Origin of the sequence: Pseudomonas furukawaii (assembly GCF_002355475.1) — a bacterium.
GTDB lineage: Bacteria > Pseudomonadota > Gammaproteobacteria > Pseudomonadales > Pseudomonadaceae > Metapseudomonas > Metapseudomonas furukawaii.
In genome coordinates this window covers 1,126,254-1,144,072 of record NZ_AP014862.1, presented here as the reverse complement: position 1 = coordinate 1,144,072, position 17,819 = coordinate 1,126,254, and the positions used below count along the sequence as shown (strand labels likewise).

Below are 17,819 nucleotides of genomic sequence, written 5' to 3'. Positions count from 1 at the left end.
AAAGGCAGAGCTCCGGGACGGACTCCAGGCCTCAGGCCACCGGTTTGCGTTCCTCATCCTTGACGCCTGCAAAGTCCTCGTCACGAAGCTCGGGCAGGGCCTTGGCACAGTAGTCGCTACCCAGGGCGGTCAAGGCCTTGCACATGCCCTCAAGACGCTCGTCGACCGCCTGAACATGATCCAGCAGCTGACCGATAGCCCGCGCGACCGGGTCAGGCATGTCCTGCCCCACGCCGTAGGCATCGAAGCCGAAACGCTCGGCGATCGCCTGGCGCTTGGCCTCCTGCTCGGGATCGGCCTTGACGATGATGCGTCCGGGAATACCGACAGCCGTCGCACCCGCTGGCACCGCCTTGGTCACCACCGCATTGGAGCCGATCTTGGCTCCAGCTCCCACAGTAAAGGGCCCCAGCACCTTGGCGCCCGCACCGACGACGACGCCATTCTCGAGCGTCGGATGGCGCTTGCCCTTGTTCCAGCTGGTGCCACCGAGCGTCACGCCCTGATAGAGGGTCACGTCATCGCCGATCTCGGCGGTTTCACCGATCACGATCCCCATGCCGTGATCGATGAAGAAACGGCGACCGATCTTGGCCCCCGGATGAATCTCGATACCAGTCATCCAGCGACCGAAATTGGAGACCAGTCGCGCCAGCCACTTCCAGCCCGAGACCCAGAGCGCATGGCCGACACGATGCAACCAGATGGCATGGAGACCGGGGTAACAGGTGAGCACCTCGAAGGCATTGCGTGCCGCCGGATCGCGGTGAAATACGCTTTGAATGTCTTCTCGAATGCGCTCGAACATCAGGTGTCACTCCGCTTTTGGGTTTCGCCCCGCGCCGCCTTCTGGGTTTCCGTCAGAATGCCGCGCAGGATATTCATTTCCAGCTTGCTGATACCGCTGCGGCCGTAGAGCCTGCGCAGGCGCGACATGAGATGCCGAGGCTTCTCGGGGTCGAGAAAGCCGATATCCACCAACGTGCTTTCCAGGTGACCGTAGAACCGCTCGAGCTCATCGGCTGTGACCGGCTGCGCGTTGAGCATCGCCGTGGTCTCGATCTTCTCCACCTTGCTCGGCAACCCTTCCTGGGCGAGCCATGCCATGCGCACCTCGTAGACCAGCACCTGGACAGCCGCCGCGAGGTTCAGGGAGGAGAACTCCGGATTGGATGGAATGTGCACGTGGTACTGACAGCGCTGCAGCTCTTCATTGGTGAGGCCGGCATACTCGCGACCGAACACCAGTGCCACTTCGCCGCCGACCTGGACCTGATCGACCGACGCCTTGCCGCACTCCCTCGGATCCAGCAAGGGCCAGGGGATGCGCCGGTCGCGGGCGCTGGTGCCCACCACAAGACTGCAGCCAACCAGGGCTTCCTCCAGCGTAGCGACCACGTCGGCCGACTGCAGGATGTCATCGGCACCTGATGCACGGGCGCTGGCCTCAGGACTGGGAAAGTCCTCAGGATCCACCAGGATGAGCCTGGACAGCCCCATGTTCTTCATGGCGCGAGCCGCACCACCGATATTGCCGGGATGGCTGGTATTGACCAGTACCACGCGAATGTTCTGCAGCAACGCTCTAGTCTCTCAGCGGAACCTCAAGGGAGCGGGATATTACCGGAGGGAGGGTTCCGACGCCACGAATCACGCGCCCGCCCCTGCCGACCCATTCCATTTTCTGATACCATGCGCGGCTTTCTTCTTTAACGACCCAGGTGACTCTCCCATGCAGCCTATGCTGAATATCGCCCTGCGCGCCGCTCGCAGCGCCGGTGAACTGATCTTCCGCTCGATCGAACGCCTGGACGTTATCTCCATCAACGAGAAGGACGCCAAGGATTACGTCACCGAGGTCGACCGGGCCGCTGAACTGTCCATCGTCCAGGCCCTGCGCAAGGCCTACCCGACCCACGGCATCCTCGGTGAAGAGGGCGGACTGCTGGAAGGCAAGGGAGAAGGCGCCGATTACCTGTGGATCATCGACCCCCTGGACGGCACCACCAACTTCATCCGCGGCGTCCCCCATTTCGCCGTGAGCATCGCCTGCAAGTACAAGGGTCGCCTGGAGCACGCCGTGGTGCTCGACCCGGTGCGCCAGGAGGAGTTCACCGCCAGCCGTGGCCGGGGCGCAGCCCTCAATGGACGCCGCCTGCGCGTCAGCCCGCGCAAGAGCCTGGAAGGCGCCCTGCTGGGTACCGGCTTCCCCTTCCGCGACAGCCAGCTGGACAACCTGGACAACTACCTGGGCATGTTCCGCTCCCTCGTGGGCCAGACCGCAGGCCTGCGCCGCGCCGGCACCGCGAGCCTGGACCTGGCCTACGTGGCCGCCGGTCGTTTCGACGCCTTCTGGGAATTCGGCCTGTCCGAGTGGGACATGGCAGCAGGCGCCCTGCTGGTGCAGGAAGCCGGCGGCCTGGTGAGCGACTTCACTGGCGGTCACGACTTCCTTGAGAAAGGCCACATCGTGGCTGGCAACACCAAGTGCTTCAAAGCGGTCCTGACCGCCATCCAGCCGCACCTCCCGCCGTCGATGAAGCGCTGATCCACTTCATCCGGACATGAAAAACCCGGCCGCGGCCGGGTTTTTCTTTGCCTGGAGATACCGGTTACTGCTGGACGCCGGCAACACCGCCCTTGGACTGCTCGGCGCCACCGTCCATCCGCCCCAGGATCAACTGGCCATCCTCGCCGAGCGGGATCCTGCTGCCCGGATCGTGATCCATGCGCACCTGACCCACCTTGCCATCCACCTGATACTTCACGTCATAGCCCACCAGCTTCTCGCTAGTGTCGGTGACGGTCTTGCAGCGGGTTTCAGTGGTGGTATAGGTGTCACTCTCCTGCATGTGCTCCTGCACCTTGTTACCGGCGTAGCCGCCGCCGACGGCACCGGCGACGGTGGCGATCTTCTTGCCGGTACCACCGCCGACCTGGTTGCCCAGCAGGCCGCCCGCCACCGCGCCGATCACGGTACCGGCGATCTGGTGCTGATCCTTCACCGGGCGCTGGCGGGTCACCGCTACCTCGTTGCAGACCTCACGGGGAGTCTTGATGGTTTCGTTGATCGGCTGCACCGCCAGCACCTCGGCATACTCCGGCCCGCTGTTGCTGACCAGGTTGTAAGTGGCAACGGCGCCGCCGGCGGTCACACCCACCGCGCCCAGCACAGCACCTACGAGCATCGACTTGTTCACTGGAACCTCCTGACTCTTCCATGCGGGCATGCATGCCCTTCTCCCTGCCTTGGATGAAAGAGCCATTACCGAGTTCCCGAATCCTACGGAAGATTCCGACAAATGGGACGAATGTCTCACACTCCGAAAGCGACAAGGCCCGACGAATGCCGGGCCTTGCTCACAACAGGAATCGCCTCAGGGACGCTCATCCACCTCGGCGGCATTCGCCGGCGGAATCAGGTCCTCGGAGGTCAGTTTCAGCCAGATCAGCACGGGCGCGCTGATATAGATGGAAGAGTAGGTACCTACCACCACACCCACCAGCAGGGACAGCGCGAAACCGTGCAGGCTGTCACCCCCAAAGACCAGCAGGGCGATCAGGGCCAGCGCGGTGGACATCGAAGTCGCAATGGTCCGCAGGAGGGTCTGGGTGCAGGACACGTCGATGTTCTCGATCAGGTCCGCCTTGCGCAGCACGCGGAAGTTCTCGCGGATACGGTCGAAGATGATGATGGTGTCGTTCAGCGAGTAACCGATCATCGCCAGAACAGCCGCCAGGACGGTGAGGTCGAAGGGAACCTGGAAGAAGGCCAGGATGCCCAGGGTGACCACGACGTCGTGAATCAGGGAAGCGATGGCACCCACGCCGAACTTCCACTGGAAGCGGAACGCCAGGTACAGCAGGATGCCGCCCAGCGCCAGGAGCATGGCCAGACCACCCTGGTCACGCAGCTCCTCGCCGACCTGCGGACCGACGAACTCGACTCGCTTGAGTTCGAACTTGCTCTCCGCATCGACGCTGCGCAGGGCGTCGGCCACCTTGTTGCCCAACTGGGGATCATCGCCCGCCATGCGCACGAGCACATCGGTGGAGGCGCCAAAGCTCTGAACCACGGCATCCGGGTAACCCGCCTGACCCAGCTCTTTCTTGATCATTTCCAGATCGGCGGGCTTTTCGTAGGACAGCTCGATCAGGGTACCGCCGGTGAAGTCCAGGCCGAAGTTCAGGCCCTTGGCGAACAGCGCGCCGATACCGATAAGGCTGATGACCACGGTAATGGCGAACGCAACATTGCGTATCGCCATGAAACGAATGGTTGACTTGATCATGACAGGCCTCAAATCCACAGTTTCTTGAAGTTGCGGCCACCGAAGATCAGGTTGACCAGGCCGCGGGTGAACATGATGGCGGTAAACATCGAAGTGATGATCCCGAGGGACATGGTCACGGCGAAGCCCTTGATCGGACCGGTGCCGAGGGCGAACAGGATGCCGCCCACCAGCAGGGTGGTGAGGTTGGAGTCGACGATGGCAGTGTAGGCACGGTCGAAGCCCTCATGGATGGCGCGCTGGACCGACAGGCCATTGGCCAGCTCCTCACGGATACGCGAGTAGATCAGCACGTTGGCATCCACCGCCATGCCCAGGGTCAGCACGATACCGGCGATACCCGGCAAGGTCAGGGTAGCGCCGATCACCGACATCAACCCCACCAGCAGTACCAGGTTGAACGCCAGGGCGATGGTGGCCAGGAAGCCGAAGAAACGGTAGATCGCGATGATGAACAGCGACACGAAGATCATCGCCCACTCGGTGGACTCGATGCCCTTGACGATGTTCTCGGCCCCCAGGCTCGGACCGATGGTCCGCTCTTCAGCGAAGTACATCGGAGCGGCCAGGCCGCCGGCACGCAGCAGCAGGGCCAGCTCGGAGGACTCGCCCTGGCCGTCCAGGCCGGTGATACGGAACTGACTGCCCAGCGGCGACTGGATGGTCGCCAGGCTGATGATCTTCTTCTCTTCCTTGAAGCCCTGAATCGCCACTTCCTGCGGAACGCCATTGACGTCCTGCGTCACGTAGCGAGTGACCGGGCGCTGCTCGATGAAGATCACCGCCATGCTGCGCCCCACATTGTTGCGGGTAGCGCGGTTCATCAGGTCGCCGCCGTGGCCATCAAGACGGATGTTCACCTGCGGACGACCGTTCTCGTCATAACTGGCCTGGGCGTCGGTCACCTGGTCACCCGTGATGATCAGGCTTCGCTCCAACGGCACCGGCGGACGACCCGGTTCACGGAACTCGAAGGACTCGGTGGACGCCTTGGTGGCGGTCGGCTCCGCCGCCAGGCGGAATTCCAGGTTGGCGGTCTTGCCGAGGATACGCTTGGCCTCGGCGGTATCCTGCACGCCCGGCAGCTCAACCACAATGCGGTTGGCGCCCTGGCGCTGAACCAGGGGCTCGGCCACGCCCAGTTCGTTCACGCGGTTACGAACGGTAGTGAGGTTCTGCTTGACGGAGTACTCGCGAATCTCGGCGAGCTTGGCCTGGGTCAGGGTGAGTTGCAGGACCTGCATCTCACCACGGGTATTGGCGACCAGGTCGAAATCGTTGAAGGACTTGCGGATCAGCGACTGGGCCTTGTCCAGGGAGTCCTGATCGGTGAAGCCCAGCTGGAAGCCGTTCGTTTGGGCCGGCAGGCTGCGGTAGCGGATGCGCTCCTTGCGCAGCAGGGTACGCACCTCACCCTCGTAGATCTTCAGGCGCGCATCGATCGCCTTGTCCATGTCCACTTCCAGCAGGAAGTGCACACCGCCAGAAAGATCGAGACCCAGCTTCATGGGGGCGGCGCCAAGGTTGCGCAGCCAGTCGGGCGTCGTGGGCGCCAGGTTCAGGGCCACCACGTAATCGTCGCCGAGGGCCTTGCGGATGGCGTCCTTCGCGGGCAACTGATCGGCCAGCTTGTTCAGGCGCAGCAGCCCCCCGGTCTCGGAGAGGCTGGCGGCCTTGAGTTCGATACCGGCCTGCTTCAGCGCGTCGCCCGCCTTGTCCAGGTCAGCCTGCTGGATCTTCAGCGCGGTGCTGGTGCCGGTGATCTGGATGGCCGGATCGTCCGGATAGAGATTGGGTGCGGAATAGACCAGGCCGATCGCCAGCACCGCCAGGATCAGCAGATATTTCCACAGAGGGTACTTGTTGAGCATGACTCCGCCCGTTATGACGCGGGGCGCCTGTTGGCGCCCCGTCGGTGTTGATCCATGGATCGTTAGATGGCTTTGAGGGTGCCCTTTGGCAGGGTCGCCGCGATCGCGCCTTTCTGGAACTTCAGCTCGACGTTATCGGACACTTCGATGACCACGAAGTCATCGGCAACCTTGGTGACCTTGCCGGCGATACCGCCGGAGGTGACCACCTCGTCGCCCTTCTGCAGGCCGGAGAGGAGGTTCTTGTGCTCCTTGGCACGCTTGGCCTGGGGACGCCAGATCATCAGGTAGAAGATGACCAGGAAACCGATCAGGAAAACCCACTCGAAACCGGTACCAGCGGGACCGGCAGCGGCCGGTGCGGCGGCATCGGCGTAGGCGGCGGGAATCAGAAAGCTCATTTAGCACTCCTGTTGCGGAAGTTTGGAGAATATTCGAACGGGAAAAATGCGGCTTATCAGTCCAAGGGCGGAGTCGGAAGTCCGCGCCGGGCATAGAAGGCATCGACAAAGGCGGCCAATTTACCCTGTTGGATTGCCTCGCGCAAACCAGCCATCAGACGCTGGTAATGCCGCAAGTTATGGATTGTATTCAACATGCTGCCGAGCATTTCGCCGCATTTGTCCAGATGGTGCAGATAAGCACGGGAGAAGTGTTTGCAGGTGTAACAATCGCAGGTCGGATCCAGAGGCGACTCGTCATGCTTATGCACCGAGTTGCGGATCTTCAGGACGCCGGTCTCGATGAACAGATGGCCGTTGCGGGCGTTCCGGGTCGGCATCACGCAATCGAACATGTCGACTCCCCGACGCACGCCCTCAACCAGATCCTCCGGCTTGCCCACCCCCATGAGGTAACGCGGCTTGTCCGCCGGCATGCGGCCCGGCATGAAGTCCAGCACCCGCAGCATCTCTTCCTTGGGTTCACCGACCGACAGCCCGCCGATGGCCAGACCATCGAAATCGATCTCCATCAGGCCTTCCAGGGAGCGCATGCGCAGCTCCTCGTGCATGCCACCCTGGACGATGCCGAACAGCGCCGCAGTGTTCTCGCCGTGAGCCGCCTTGGAACGCTTGGCCCAGCGCAGGGACAGCTCCATGGAGCGCTTGGCGGTATCGAAGTCGGCCGGGTAAGGCGTGCACTCGTCAAAGATCATCACGATGTCGGAACCCAGGTCCCGCTGCACCTGCATGGACTCCTCGGGCCCCATGAAGACCTTGGCACCGTCCACCGGCGAAGCGAAGGTCACGCCTTCCTCCTTGATCTTGCGCATGGCCCCCAGGCTGAACACCTGGAAACCGCCGGAATCCGTGAGGATCGGGCCCTGCCACTGCATGAAATCATGCAGGTCGCCATGGCGCTTGATCACCTCCATCCCGGGGCGCAGCCAGAGGTGGAAGGTGTTGCCGAGGATGATCTGCGCACCAATGCCCTCGATATCGCGCGGCAGCATCCCCTTGACGGTGCCGTAGGTGCCTACAGGCATGAAGGCCGGCGTCTCGACTACGCCACGGGGAAAGGTCAGGCGACCACGACGGGCCTTGCCGTCAGTGGCCAGCAACTCGAAGTTCATCCGGCAGGTGCGGCTCATGCGTTGTCCTCGGGTCCGCGCGGAGCGGGATTGCGGGTGATGAACATGGCATCACCGTAACTGAAGAAGCGATAGCCCTGCTCCACCGCCGCCGCGTAGGCGGCCATGGTCTCCGGATAGCCGGCAAAGGCCGAGACCAGCATCAGCAGGGTAGATTCGGGAAGATGGAAGTTGGTGACCAGCGCATCCACCACATGGAAGGGGCGCCCGGGGTACAGGAAGATGTCCGTGTCGCCACTGAACGCCTTGAGCTCACCGTCCCGCGCCGCGCTCTCGAGGGAACGCACACTGGTGGTCCCGACAGCGACGACACGACCACCGCGAGCGCGGCAGGCGGTCACCGCATCCACCACATCCTGGCCCACTTCGAGCCATTCGCGGTGCATGTGGTGGTCCTCGATACGCTCCACCCGCACAGGCTGGAAGGTTCCCGCCCCCACATGCAGCGTGACGAAGGCACGTTCGACCCCCTTGGCAGCCAGAGCCTCGAGCAAGGCCTCATCGAAGTGAAGACCGGCGGTGGGAGCGGCAACCGCACCGGCATGGCGGGCATAGACCGTCTGGTAACGCTCGCGATCCGCTTCCTCATCGGGCCGATCGATGTAGGGCGGCAGCGGCATATGGCCGACACGGTCCAGCAACGGCAGGACTTCTTCGGCGAACCGCAGCTCGAAGAGGGCATCGTGGCGAACGACCATCTCGGCCTCGCCGCCGCCGTCGATCAGCAGGCGCGTGCCGGGTTTCGGGGACTTGCTCGAACGCACATGGGCCAGCACGCGATGACTGTCCAGCACTCGCTCGACCAGGATCTCCAGCCGGCCGCCTGAGGCTTTCTGACCGAACAGCCGCGCCGGGATCACCCGGGTGTTGTTGAACACCATCAGGTCGCCCGGGCGCAGGTAATCCAGAAGGTCGGGAAATTGGCGGTGACTGAGCTCACCGCGCGCGCCATCCAGCACGAGCAGGCGGCTTGCGCGGCGTTCGGCCAGGGGATGACGGGCAATAAGAGCTTCGGGAAGCTCGAAATGAAAATCGGCTACACGCATGGTGGGGGGTCGTATCGCAGGGGCGCAAATAGTACAGGAAACACCCGATCCTGACCACGGAGATGGATTGACCGGCCCGGGGCACCTCCCTATACTGCGCCGCCATCGTGCCTCGGTGGCGGAATGGTAGACGCGGCGGATTCAAAATCCGTTTCTGGCGACAGAGTGAGAGTTCGAGTCTCTCCCGGGGCACCACGATATCCCCCCAACCCCTGCAACGGGGGCATCTTTGTGCCTGGCAGCCCCTCCGACCAGGACCCTTCTCCCCCCGTCAAAGATTAGCCTTTCAGGGCTTGGCTTTTGCGCAAAAGTTAGCGTAGAGTTGGTCAACTGTGTTTGCATGGGTCGCTGTTGAATCGTGACCTGATGCGGTAGATCACCAGATCCGCTACATCCCGCTCGACTTCTCTTACCTCTTTGCAACCAGTTTCCAGCCCTACTGACGCGCGCGCGGACAGCAGGCTGTCATCAACTTCAGTTTCAAGGAAAAAGATATGTCGAATCGTCAAACCGGCACCGTCAAGTGGTTCAACGACGAGAAAGGTTTTGGTTTCATCACTCCGGAAAGCGGCCCGGATCTGTTCGTTCACTTCCGCGCCATCGAAGGCTCCGGCTTCCGCAGCCTGAAAGAAGGCCAGAAGGTTTCCTTCGAAGCCGTTCAAGGCCAGAAAGGCATGCAGGCTGACAAGGTTCAGGTCATCAACTGATCCTGAGCTTCGCCGAGAGCCCCTGACGGAGACGTCAGGGGCTTTTTTGTGCCCGCTGATCGGCTGCTAGAATGGCGCGCCCTTCCCTCGCCAAGAGCCCGCAATGCCGAAACATCAGTTGCGCCCCCAGGGCGACTTCCCCGCCGTCGGGCTGGTTCGCCGCCTCGCCGCGATCTTCTACGACTTCCTCCTCTGCGTCGCACTGCTCATGGTGGTCACCCTGATCTACCAACAGGTGGTTCTCCGCCTGATCTACGGTGGCGAACGCCTGCGCCAGCTGGCCGATCAGGGCCTGCTGGCCCACGACCCGGTCCTCTCCACACTCCTGGTGTTCGCCCTGTTCGGTTTCTTCGCGAAGTTCTGGACCCACAATGGCCAGACCCTCGGCATGCAAGTCTGGGGCATCCGTGTGCAGAACCAGGACGGCTCCGCAATCACCCTCTGGCAGGCCCTTCTGCGCTTCGTCATCGCCATCGCGTCCTGGCTGGCACTGGGCCTTGGCTTCTTGTGGAGCCTCTGGGACAAGGAAAAGCGGACCTGGCATGACATCTACTCGGAATCCCGGGTCGTGCGCCTGCCAAAGGAAGCGCACAAGAAGAAGTAATCCCCCAGAACGAGAAAAGCCGGCTTGACGCCGGCTTTTTCCTGCCTCGTGAAACGGTCACCCCGCCCGACGGAGCAACCAGAGCCCCGCCAAGGCGCAGATGCCCGCCGGCACCAGCACCGCGAACAGCGGCGAGAAGCCGAACACCAGGCTCGATGGACCGAGCAGATCCTGACTGATACGCACCACGAAGCCGATCACCACACCGGTGAACACACGCTGCCCCAGGGTGACCGAGCGCAAGGGGCCGAAAATGAAGGAAATCGCCATCAGCACCAGGGCTGCAGTGACCAGCGGCTGCAGGACCTTGGTCCAGAACGCCAGCCAGTAGCGCCCGTTGTTCAGGCCTTGATCGGCCAGGTAGTGGATGTAGCGCCACAAACCGGTGATGGACAGGGCCTCGGGCTCCATCACCACGGTGCCCAGCAGTTGCGGATTCAACTCCACGTCCCAGCGCTCACTGGGACTGTTCACCACTTCGGTGTGATCGCCACGAAAGTGGGTGGTGGCCACATTCTCCAATTGCCAGTGATCGCCCTGGAACAAGGCACGCCGGGCGAAGCTCGCAGACTGCATGCGGCGCTCACCATCGAAACGATAACGGGTCACGCCATAGAGCACGCCATTGGGCTGGACGGCGTTGATGTGCACGAACTCCTCACCCTGGCGGTGCCAGAGGCCGCGCTTCGAGCTCTGGGCGTCACCACCGCCCTGGGCCATGGAGCGATTGGCCTGGGCCAGGTTCTCGCTCCAGGGCGCCAGGTACTCGCCGATCAGCACGCCGACGACCATCAGCACCAGCATGGGCTTCATCACGGCCCAGACGATGCGCCCAATGGACACGCCCGCAGCTCGCATCACAGTGAGTTCGCTGCTGCTGGCCAGTGTGCCCAGACCAATCAGGCTGCCGATCAGCGCCGCCATCGGCAGCATGTCGTAGAGCCGGCGCGGCAGGGTCAGGAAGACATACCAGGCCGCGGCGAACACGTCGTAGCTACCTTCGACATCGCCCAGCTCATCGATGAAAGCGAACAGCGCCGCCAGGCTGACGATGACGCCCAGCACCGCGAGGATGCCAAAGAACACGCTGGTGCCGATGTAACGATCCAACCTAACCATGGGCCACCTCACGTGCATCACGACGAGCCGCCCACTTCAGTCGTAGCGGCTCCCAGTACAACAACAGCAGGCCGATGATCAGGAACAGCCCATGCACCCACCACAGCCCCAGGGCCATGGGAATGCGCCCCTTGTCCAACTGCCCGCGCGCCGCGATCAGCAGGGCCAGGTAGGCCATGTAGAGCAGGATCGCAGGCAGCAGCTTGAGGAAGCGCCCCTGGCGCGGGTTGACCCTGGACAACGGCACCGCCAGCAAGGCGACCACGAACACCAGCAGCGGTATGGACAAGCGCCACTGCAACTCGGCCTGGTAGCGCGGGTCGGCACTGCCGATCAACTCGGATGTCGGCACGGCTTCGCGCTCGCCGATCTCGGCGCTGATCTCGGGCTTGGGCAACAGCACGCCATAGGTCTCGTATTGGATGATGCGGTAGTCCGCCTTACCGGGGTTGCCGTCGTAGCGGTAGCCATTCTTGAGGATCAGGTAACGGCTGCCGTCTGGCTGGATCTGCTGATGCCCCTTCTCCGCGACCAGCACTCCGATGCCGCGATCGGTGCCATCCTGGCGTGACACGCGCTTCTCGGAAATGAAGACACCTCCCAGCGCGCTGCGGTCAGCGGAAAGCGACTCGGTGTAGGTGACGCGACCCCCCCCCTTCATGGCCTGGAAGCGGCCGGGAACCAGGGTATCGAACTCGGTGAGGGCGTCCTGCTCGTTGAGGATGCGCGCCACCTGGGCCACACCCTGGGGCGCCAGCCCCAGGCTCAGCCAGGCCACCAGCAGAGCGACCAGGGTGGCAGGCGCCAGGCTGTAGACCATGAGGCGCTGCTGGCTCATGCCGGTGGCGCTGAGAACCGTCATCTCGCTTTCCAGGTAGAGCCGGCCGTAGGCCAGCAGGAAGCCGAGGAACAAGCCGAGCGGCAGGATCAACTGCAGGAAGCCTGGAATCCGGAATCCCATGATCATGAACAGCACGCCCGGGTCCAGGACACCCTGCGCGGCCTGGGCCAGGTACTTGATGAAACGGCCGCTCATGATGATTACCAGCAGCACGGCACTGACCGCACTCAAGGTAACCAGGACCTCGCGGGAGAGATAACGGAAGACAATCAAAACCAGGGGCTCCAGGGTTGTCAGGCTCAGGCGGCTGCGCTCAAACTAGCCGCTTTATGGCCAGCCCGCCGAACTGACGGGCCACTGAAAAAATAGCCGGCATTATCAATCAATCCCGGCCCTTTGTCTTGGGGACACATGTCATGGAATTCCTCGTCAAAAGCGCCCGCCTGGAAACCCTTAAAACCTCCACCCTGGTCGTCGCCGTCGGCGAAGGCCGCAAGTTGGGTGAGGCCGCCAAGGCGGTCGACGCGGCTGCCGATGGTGCCATCACCACCCTGCTCAAGCGCGGCGACCTGGCGGGCAAGGTCGGCCAGACCCTGCTCCTGCACAGCCTCCCCAACCTCAAGGCCGATCGCGTGCTGCTGGTGGGCAGCGGCAAGGAGCGCGAACTCTCTGACCGCCAATTCCGCAAATTGATCGCTGCAGTCAACGGCGTGCTCAAGGGCCTGGGCGGCAGTGACGCCGCGCTCGCCCTGGGCGAGCTGCAGGTGAAGGGCCGCGACGCCTATGGCAAAGCCCGCCTGATGGTGGAAACCCTGGCCGATGGCACCTACCTGTTCGACCGCTTCAAGAGCCAGAAGGCCGACGCCCCTGTACTGAAGAAAATCACCCTGCTGGGCGAGAAAGCCGACGTCGCCGAACTGGAGCGTGGCAGCGCCCACGCCCAGGCCATCGCCAAGGGCATGGCCTTTACCAGGGACCTTGGCAACCTGCCGCCGAACCTCTGCCACCCCAGCTACCTCGCCGAAGAGGCCAAGGCCCTGGCCAAGGAACACAAGCACCTCAAGGTCGACGTGCTGGACGAGAAGAAACTCAAGGAACTCGGCGCGGGTGCCTTCCTCGCCGTGGCCCAGGGCAGCGAGCAACCGCCACGGATGATCGTGCTCCACTACCAGGGCGGCAAGAAGGACGACAAACCCTTCGTCCTGGTGGGCAAGGGCATCACCTTCGACACCGGCGGCATCAGCATCAAGCCCGCAGCCGGCATGGACGAGATGAAGTACGACATGTGCGGCGCCGCCAGCGTGCTCGGCACCTTCCGCGCACTGCTGGAACTGCAGTTGCCCATCAACGTCGTCGGCCTGCTGGCCTGCGCCGAGAACATGCCCAGCGGTCGCGCCACCCGCCCCGGCGACATCGTCACCACCATGAGCGGCCAGACCGTTGAAATCCTCAACACCGACGCCGAAGGCCGCCTGGTGCTGTGCGACACCCTGACCTACGCCGAACGCTTCAAGCCCCAGGCGGTGATCGACATCGCCACCCTGACCGGCGCCTGCATCGTCGCCCTCGGATCCAACACCTCCGGCCTGATGGGCAACGATGACGCCCTCGTGAAGCAGATCCTCAAGGCCGGCGAGTACTCGGACGACCGCGCCTGGCAACTGCCGCTGTTCGACGAGTACCAGGAACAGCTGGACAGCCCCTTCGCCGACATCGCCAACATCGGCGGGCCGAAGGCCGGCACCATCACCGCCGGTTGCTTCCTGTCGCGCTTCGCCAAGAAATTCCACTGGGCGCACCTGGACATCGCCGGCACCGCCTGGGTCAGCGGCGGCAAGGAGAAAGGCGCCACCGGTCGACCGGTCCCCCTCCTGACCCAGTACCTGCTGGACCGCAGCCAGTGAGGATCGAGTTCTACGTGCTCTCCTCGGCCAGCCCGGCGGACCGCCTGCGTGCGGCCTGCCAGTTGGCCGCCAAGGGCTGGCGGCATGGGCTGCCGGTCCTGATGCGCTGCGCGGATGCCGCCCAGCGCGACGAACTGGACCAGTTGCTCTGGCGCTTCCGCGCCGAGAGCTTCATCCCTCACGGCCTCATCGAGGATGACCCCGACGGCCCCGTGGTGCTGGCGCTGGACGAGGCACCGACCGTCCAGCAGGGCCTGCTGATCAACCTCGCATCCAGCCTGTCGCCCCACATCGAGCACTTCAGCCGCATCATCGAGATCGTCAATCAGGAACCCGCCCTGCTTGCCGCCTGCCGGGAGAATTTCCGCACCTACCGCCAGCGGGGCTATGATCCGAAACGAGTCGAACTCTAGCTGTAACCATCATGGATACCCCCAAACCTCCTCCCAAGCCGGCCCACCTGCTGGACGACCTCGAATCCATTCGCGCCCTTCTCGGGGACGAACCCGGTGTCGCCGAGCCCCCCTTGCTGACCGATGCCCTGGACGCCGCCGATGGCATCCCGGTGCTGTCCGAGATCGTCGAGCCCGCCCTCCAGGCGCCGCCCGTCGACGCCCCGCAACCGGCGACCGGCAGCGCCACGCAACCCATCGCCGAAGCGATCCGCCAACGCATGACGCCCACCGGCAACCCCGAACTGGCGCGCCTGGACAGCGAGCTGCGGGCCGCCGCGCAGTTGATCCTGCAGGATGTGATCGACGACTTCGTGCCGCAGATCGAGGCCGAACTCAAACGTCGCCTCGGCGCCCGGCTGAACCGCCTGCTACCGCCCAAACGCCAATAGGCCATCCGCCTCGGCGGCACGCATCGCCCGGTGCGTGCCGCTTATGGCGCTGCGCCTTTGCCGCTATAATCCCCGGTTTTCCCATTCAGTTCCCTCTAGGGTCCCCGCCGAACCATGGACAAGACCTACCAGCCCCACGCCATCGAAACTTCCTGGTACCAGACTTGGGAGAAGAACAACTACTTCGCCCCGCAAGGTTCCGGCGAGCCCTACACCATCATGATCCCGCCGCCGAACGTCACCGGCAGCCTGCACATGGGACACGGCTTCAACAACGCGATCATGGACGCCCTGATCCGCTTCCGCCGCATGCAGGGTCGCAACACCCTCTGGCAGCCGGGCACCGACCATGCCGGCATCGCCACCCAGATGGTGGTGGAGCGCCAGCTGGCCGCCCAGGGCGTGAGCCGCCATGACCTAGGCCGCGAGAAGTTCCTCGACAAGGTCTGGGAGTGGAAGGAAGAGTCCGGCGGCACCATCACCCGGCAGATCCGTCGCCTCGGCTCCTCCGTCGACTGGTCCCGCGAGCGCTTCACCATGGACGACGGTCTCTCCGAAGCGGTCAAGGAAGCCTTCGTCCGCCTGTTCGACGATGGCCTGATCTACCGTGGCAAGCGCCTGGTCAACTGGGACACCAAGTTCCACACCGCCATCTCCGACCTCGAAGTGGAAAACCATGACGAGAAAGGCCACCTGTGGAACCTGCGCTACCCCCTGGCCGACGGCCACAAGACCGCTGACGGCAAGGACTACCTGATCGTCGCCACCACCCGCCCGGAAACCATGCTGGGTGACAGCGCCGTCGCCGTGCATCCGGAGGACGAGCGCTACAAGGCCCTGATCGGCACCTTCGTCGAACTGCCCCTGGTGGGTCGTCGCATCCCCATCGTCGCCGACGACTACTGCGACCCCGAGTTCGGCACCGGCTGCGTGAAGATCACCCCGGCCCACGACTTCAACGACTACGAAGTCGGCAAGCGCCACAACCTGCCGCTGATCAACATCTTCGACAAGAACGCCGCCGTGCTCGCCACCGCCCAGGTGTTCAACCTCGACGGCAGCGTCAACCACGACCTCGACGCCAGCCTCCCGGCCGAGTTCGCCGGCCTCGACCGCTTCGAAGCCCGCAAGCGGATCGTCGCCGCCTTCGAACAGCTCGGCCTGCTGGAAAAGATCGAAGACCACGCGCTGAAAGTGCCCAAGGGCGACCGCTCCGGCACCGTCATCGAGCCCTGGCTCACCGACCAGTGGTACGTTTCCACCAAGCCCCTGGCCGAGCCCGCCATCGCCGCCGTGGAAGACGGCCGTATCCAGTTCGTGCCCAAGCAGTACGAGAACATGTACTTCTCCTGGATGCGTGACATCCAGGACTGGTGCATCAGCCGGCAGCTCTGGTGGGGCCACCGCATCCCCGCCTGGTACGACGAGGCCGGCAACGTCTACGTCGGCCGCGACGAGGCCGAAGTCCGCGCCAAGCACAACCTGGGCGACCAGCCGCTGCGCCAGGACGAGGACGTGCTGGACACCTGGTTCAGCTCCGGCCTGTGGACCTTCTCCACCCTCGGCTGGCCGGAACAGACCGAGTACCTCAAGACCTTCCACCCCACCGACGTCCTGGTCACCGGCTTCGACATCATCTTCTTCTGGGTCGCCCGCATGATCATGCTGACCCTGCACCTGGTGAAGAACGAGGATGGCACCCCGCAGGTTCCGTTCAAGACCGTCTACGTCCACGGCCTGGTACGCGACTCCCAGGGCCACAAGATGTCCAAGTCCAAGGGCAACGTGCTGGACCCGCTGGACATCGTCGACGGCATCGATCTCGACACCCTGCTGGAGAAACGCACCAGCGGCATGATGCAGCCCAAGCTGGCCGAGAAGATCGCCAAGCAGACCCGCGCCGAATTCCCCGATGGCATCAACAGCTACGGCACCGACGCCCTGCGCTTCACCTTCTGCTCCCTGGCCTCCACCGGCCGCGACATCAAGTTCGACATGGGCCGGGTCGAGGGCTACCGCAACTTCTGCAACAAGCTGTGGAACGCCGCCAACTTCGTCATCGAGAACACCGACGGCCAGGACACCGGCGTCAACGGCGAAGCCGTGGACCTCTCCTCGGTCGACCGCTGGATCATCAGCCAGCTGCAGCGCACCGAAGCCGAAGTCACCCGCCAGCTCGACGCCTTCCGCTTCGACCTGGCCACCCAGGCCCTCTACGAGTTCGTCTGGGACGAGTACTGCTCCTGGTACCTCGAACTGGTCAAGCCGGTGCTCTGGGACGAGAACGCTCCCATCGAGCGCCAGCGCGGCACCCGCCGCACCCTGGTACGCGTGCTGGAGGTCATCCTGCGCCTGGCCCACCCCTTCATGCCCTTCATCACCGAAGAGATCTGGCAGCGCATCAAGGCCCAGGCCGGCGTCAGCGGCGACACCCTGATGCTGCAACCCTGGCCGGTGGCCAACGAAAGCCGCATCGACGCTGCCGCCGAAGGCGACATCGAATGGGTCAAGACGCTGATGCTCGGCGTGCGCCAGATCCGTGGCGAGATGAAGATCTCCATGGCCAAGCGCATCGACGTGGTCCTGGCCAACGCCAGTGACGAAGACCTGCGCCGCCTGAATGAGAACGGACCGCTGCTGAACAAGCTGGCCAAGTTCGAATCCGTCCGCGTCCTGGCCAGCGGCGAGGAAGCCCCCATGTCCGCCACCGCCCTGGTGGGCGACATGCAGGTGCTGGTGCCCATGGCCGGCCTGATCGACAAGGACGCCGAACTGGCGCGCCTGGACAAGGAGATTCAGCGCCTGGACGGCGAGGTCAAGCGCGTCGGCGGCAAGCTCGCCAACGAAGGCTTCGTCGCCAAGGCCCCGGCCGAGGTGCTCGACAAGGAGCGCGCCAAGCTGGCCGAAGCCGAACAGGCACTGGCCAGGCTGGCCGAGCAGCGCGAGAAGATCGCCAACCTGTAAACCCTGACGAGGCCCGCTGATGCGGGCCTCGAACTT

At 63.8% G+C, this 17,819-nt stretch carries 17 protein-coding genes and 1 tRNA gene; 8 read left to right on the top strand and 10 right to left on the bottom strand.

Going from position 1 to position 17,819, the window contains the following annotated elements; all coding sequences use genetic code 11:
* Positions 1-31 precede the first annotated feature (31 nt).
* On the bottom strand, positions 32-808 hold the full coding sequence (gene cysE / locus KF707C_RS05330; RefSeq protein WP_003448380.1) for a serine O-acetyltransferase: 777 nt from the start codon (positions 806-808) through the stop codon (positions 32-34).
* Complete coding sequence (gene trmJ, locus KF707C_RS05325) at positions 808-1,581, bottom strand: tRNA (cytosine(32)/uridine(32)-2'-O)-methyltransferase TrmJ (protein ID WP_003448381.1); 774 nt, start codon at positions 1,579-1,581, stop codon at positions 808-810. The genes cysE and trmJ overlap by 1 nt, the downstream gene beginning before the upstream one ends.
* Positions 1,582-1,732: 151 nt before the next feature.
* On the opposite strand from trmJ, the gene suhB reads away from it, so the two are divergent.
* Positions 1,733-2,548, top strand: coding sequence for a type III secretion system regulator SuhB (suhB, locus tag KF707C_RS05320; RefSeq protein WP_003448382.1), 816 nt, complete (start codon positions 1,733-1,735; stop codon positions 2,546-2,548).
* 64 nt (positions 2,549-2,612) lie between these two features.
* On the opposite strand, the gene KF707C_RS05315 is transcribed toward suhB, so the two are convergent.
* From KF707C_RS05315 to queA, 6 genes are all read right to left on the bottom strand, one after another.
* Positions 2,613-3,200, bottom strand: coding sequence for a glycine zipper 2TM domain-containing protein (locus KF707C_RS05315; RefSeq protein WP_003448383.1), 588 nt, complete (start codon positions 3,198-3,200; stop codon positions 2,613-2,615).
* 177 nt (positions 3,201-3,377) lie between these two features.
* Positions 3,378-4,292 (bottom strand): protein translocase subunit SecF, encoded by a 915-nt coding sequence (gene secF, locus KF707C_RS05310; protein WP_003448384.1) that lies wholly within the window; start codon positions 4,290-4,292, stop codon positions 3,378-3,380.
* 8 nt (positions 4,293-4,300) lie between these two features.
* Positions 4,301-6,163 (bottom strand): protein translocase subunit SecD, encoded by a 1,863-nt coding sequence (gene secD / locus KF707C_RS05305; protein ID WP_003448385.1) that lies wholly within the window; start codon positions 6,161-6,163, stop codon positions 4,301-4,303.
* 62 nt (positions 6,164-6,225) lie between these two features.
* Positions 6,226-6,564, bottom strand: coding sequence for a preprotein translocase subunit YajC (gene yajC / locus KF707C_RS05300; protein WP_003448386.1), 339 nt, complete (start codon positions 6,562-6,564; stop codon positions 6,226-6,228).
* A 56-nt stretch (positions 6,565-6,620) separates the two neighbouring features.
* Entirely contained in the window at positions 6,621-7,736 is a 1,116-nt protein-coding gene (gene tgt, locus KF707C_RS05295) for a tRNA guanosine(34) transglycosylase Tgt (RefSeq protein ID WP_162497255.1), read from the bottom strand.
* A gap of 14 nt (positions 7,737-7,750) precedes the next feature.
* Entirely contained in the window at positions 7,751-8,800 is a 1,050-nt protein-coding gene (gene queA, locus KF707C_RS05290) for a tRNA preQ1(34) S-adenosylmethionine ribosyltransferase-isomerase QueA (RefSeq protein ID WP_003448388.1), read from the bottom strand.
* Between the two features lie 109 nt (positions 8,801-8,909).
* Between queA and KF707C_RS05285 the strand changes: the two genes are divergently transcribed.
* The 3 genes from KF707C_RS05285 (at position 8,910) to KF707C_RS05275 (ending at position 10,111) form a co-directional block, all read left to right on the top strand.
* Positions 8,910-8,995 (top strand) — tRNA-Leu (locus KF707C_RS05285).
* Positions 8,996-9,294: 299 nt separating this feature from the next.
* The gene (locus KF707C_RS05280; RefSeq protein ID WP_003448389.1) at positions 9,295-9,507 is read left to right on the top strand and encodes a cold-shock protein; all 213 of its coding nucleotides are present in this window, start codon (positions 9,295-9,297) and stop codon (positions 9,505-9,507) included.
* A 103-nt stretch (positions 9,508-9,610) separates the two neighbouring features.
* On the top strand, positions 9,611-10,111 hold the full coding sequence (locus KF707C_RS05275) for an RDD family protein (protein ID WP_003448390.1): 501 nt from the start codon (positions 9,611-9,613) through the stop codon (positions 10,109-10,111).
* 57 nt (positions 10,112-10,168) lie between these two features.
* On the opposite strand, the gene lptG is transcribed toward KF707C_RS05275, so the two are convergent.
* Positions 10,169-11,230 carry an LPS export ABC transporter permease LptG gene (gene lptG / locus KF707C_RS05270; RefSeq protein WP_003448391.1) on the bottom strand — a complete coding sequence of 354 codons (1,062 nt, stop codon included), beginning with the start codon at positions 11,228-11,230 and terminating at the stop codon, positions 10,169-10,171.
* A complete protein-coding gene (gene lptF, locus KF707C_RS05265; RefSeq protein ID WP_003448392.1) occupies positions 11,223-12,344 on the bottom strand; it encodes an LPS export ABC transporter permease LptF in 1,122 nt (373 codons plus the stop codon). The genes lptG and lptF overlap by 8 nt, the downstream gene beginning before the upstream one ends.
* Positions 12,345-12,487: 143 nt before the next feature.
* Between lptF and KF707C_RS05260 the strand changes: the two genes are divergently transcribed.
* The 4 genes from KF707C_RS05260 (at position 12,488) to KF707C_RS05245 (ending at position 17,783) form a co-directional block, all read left to right on the top strand.
* Positions 12,488-13,975 (top strand): leucyl aminopeptidase, encoded by a 1,488-nt coding sequence (locus KF707C_RS05260; RefSeq protein WP_003448395.1) that lies wholly within the window; start codon positions 12,488-12,490, stop codon positions 13,973-13,975.
* The gene (locus KF707C_RS05255; protein ID WP_003448396.1) at positions 13,972-14,388 is read left to right on the top strand and encodes a DNA polymerase III subunit chi; all 417 of its coding nucleotides are present in this window, start codon (positions 13,972-13,974) and stop codon (positions 14,386-14,388) included. The genes KF707C_RS05260 and KF707C_RS05255 overlap by 4 nt, the downstream gene beginning before the upstream one ends.
* Positions 14,389-14,399: 11 nt before the next feature.
* Positions 14,400-14,819 (top strand): hypothetical protein, encoded by a 420-nt coding sequence (locus tag KF707C_RS05250; protein WP_003448398.1) that lies wholly within the window; start codon positions 14,400-14,402, stop codon positions 14,817-14,819.
* A gap of 114 nt (positions 14,820-14,933) precedes the next feature.
* Positions 14,934-17,783, top strand: coding sequence for a valine--tRNA ligase (locus KF707C_RS05245; RefSeq protein ID WP_003448400.1), 2,850 nt, complete (start codon positions 14,934-14,936; stop codon positions 17,781-17,783).
* Positions 17,784-17,819: the final 36 nt, after the last annotated feature.

Excerpts from the sequence above, each read along its gene's own strand:
- KF707C_RS05280 (WP_003448389.1), top strand. The coding sequence starts at position 9,295 with ATGTCGAATCGTCAAACCGGCACCGTCAAGTGGTTCAACGACGAGAAA.
- queA (WP_003448388.1), bottom strand. The coding sequence starts at position 8,800 with ATGCGTGTAGCCGATTTTCATTTCGAGCTTCCCGAAGCTCTTATTGCC.
- tgt (WP_162497255.1), bottom strand. The coding sequence starts at position 7,736 with ATGAACTTCGAGTTGCTGGCCACTGACGGCAAGGCCCGTCGTGGTCGC.
- yajC (WP_003448386.1), bottom strand. The coding sequence starts at position 6,564 with ATGAGCTTTCTGATTCCCGCCGCCTACGCCGATGCCGCCGCACCGGCC.
- KF707C_RS05245 (WP_003448400.1), top strand. The coding sequence starts at position 14,934 with ATGGACAAGACCTACCAGCCCCACGCCATCGAAACTTCCTGGTACCAG.
- secF (WP_003448384.1), bottom strand. The coding sequence starts at position 4,292 with ATGATCAAGTCAACCATTCGTTTCATGGCGATACGCAATGTTGCGTTC.
- KF707C_RS05275 (WP_003448390.1), top strand. The coding sequence starts at position 9,611 with ATGCCGAAACATCAGTTGCGCCCCCAGGGCGACTTCCCCGCCGTCGGG.
- KF707C_RS05260 (WP_003448395.1), top strand. The coding sequence starts at position 12,488 with ATGGAATTCCTCGTCAAAAGCGCCCGCCTGGAAACCCTTAAAACCTCC.
- KF707C_RS05250 (WP_003448398.1), top strand. The coding sequence starts at position 14,400 with ATGGATACCCCCAAACCTCCTCCCAAGCCGGCCCACCTGCTGGACGAC.
- lptG (WP_003448391.1), bottom strand. The coding sequence starts at position 11,230 with ATGGTTAGGTTGGATCGTTACATCGGCACCAGCGTGTTCTTTGGCATC.
- suhB (WP_003448382.1), top strand. The coding sequence starts at position 1,733 with ATGCAGCCTATGCTGAATATCGCCCTGCGCGCCGCTCGCAGCGCCGGT.
- secD (WP_003448385.1), bottom strand. The coding sequence starts at position 6,163 with ATGCTCAACAAGTACCCTCTGTGGAAATATCTGCTGATCCTGGCGGTG.
- cysE (WP_003448380.1), bottom strand. The coding sequence starts at position 808 with ATGTTCGAGCGCATTCGAGAAGACATTCAAAGCGTATTTCACCGCGAT.